Annotated in this window: 1 rRNA gene; it reads right to left on the bottom strand. The window is 51.4% G+C overall.

Annotated features, from left to right (window positions below):
- Nucleotides 1-38: 38 nt before the first annotated feature.
- Nucleotides 39-1,516: ribosomal RNA gene (locus ER639_RS11875) — 16S ribosomal RNA — on the bottom strand; the annotation flags it as partial.

The following is a 1,516-nucleotide window of genomic DNA, read 5'->3' as shown; positions in this document are numbered from 1 at the left end:
TAAGGAATTTAAAAATTCCTTTTCCGTATTATCCTTAGAAAGGAGGTGATCCAGCCGCACCTTCCGATACGGCTACCTTGTTACGACTTCACCCCAATCATCTGTCCCACCTTCGACGGCTAGCTCCTAAAAGGTTACTCCACCGGCTTCGGGTGTTACAAACTCTCGTGGTGTGACGGGCGGTGTGTACAAGACCCGGGAACGTATTCACCGTAGCATGCTGATCTACGATTACTAGCGATTCCAGCTTCATGTAGTCGAGTTGCAGACTACAATCCGAACTGAGAACGGTTTTATGGGATTTGCTTGACCTCGCGGTTTTGCTGCCCTTTGTACCGTCCATTGTAGCACGTGTGTAGCCCAATTCATAAGGGGCATGATGATTTGACGTCATCCCCACCTTCCTCCGGTTTGTCACCGGCAGTCTCTCTAGAGTGCCCAACTTAATGATGGCAACTAAAGATAAGGGTTGCGCTCGTTGCGGGACTTAACCCAACATCTCACGACACGAGCTGACGACAACCATGCACCACCTGTCACTTTGTCCCCCGAAGGGGAAAGCTCTATCTCTAGAGTTGTCAAAGGATGTCAAGAATTGGTAAGGTTCTTCGCGTTGCTTCGAATTAAACCACATGCTCCACCGCTTGTGCGGGTCCCCGTCAATTCCTTTGAGTTTCAGTCTTGCGACCGTACTCCCCAGGCGGAGTGCTTAATGCGTTAGCTGCAGCACTGAGGGGCGGAAACCCCCCAACACTTAGCACTCATCGTTTACGGCGTGGACTACCAGGGTATCTAATCCTGTTTGATCCCCACGCTTTCGCACCTCAGCGTCAGTTACAGACCAGAGAGCCGCCTTCGCCACTGGTGTTCCTCCATATCTCTGCGCATTTCACCGCTACACATGGAATTCCACTCTCCTCTTCTGCACTCAAGTCTCCCAGTTTCCAATGACCCTCCCCGGTTGAGCCGGGGGCTTTCACATCAGACTTAAGAAACCGCCTACGCGCGCTTTACGCCCAATAATTCCGGATAACGCTTGCCACCTACGTATTACCGCGGCTGCTGGCACGTAGTTAGCCGTGGCTTTCTGGTAAGGTACCGTCAAGGTACGTTCAGTTACTAACGTACTTGTTCTTCCCTTACAACAGAGTTTTACGATCCGAAAACCTTCTTCACTCACGCGGCGTTGCTCCGTCAGACTTTCGTCCATTGCGGAAGATTCCCTACTGCTGCCTCCCGTAGGAGTCTGGGCCGTGTCTCAGTCCCAGTGTGGCCGATCACCCTCTCAGGTCGGCTATGTATCGTTGCCTTGGTGAGCCGTTACCTCACCAACTAGCTAATACACCGCGGGTCCATCTATAAGTGACAGCAAAACCGTCTTTCACTATTCCTCCATGCAGAGAAAAATATTATCCGGTATTAGCTCCGGTTTCCCGAAGTTATCCCAGTCTTATAGGTAGGTTACCCACGTGTTACTCACCCGTCCGCCGCTAACATCAAAGAGTGCAAGCACTCT

Origin of the sequence: Macrococcus sp. DPC7161 (assembly GCF_004117835.1) — a bacterium.
GTDB lineage: Bacteria > Bacillota > Bacilli > Staphylococcales > Staphylococcaceae > SDSC01.
This window is presented reverse-complemented; position numbering and strand designations above follow the sequence as displayed.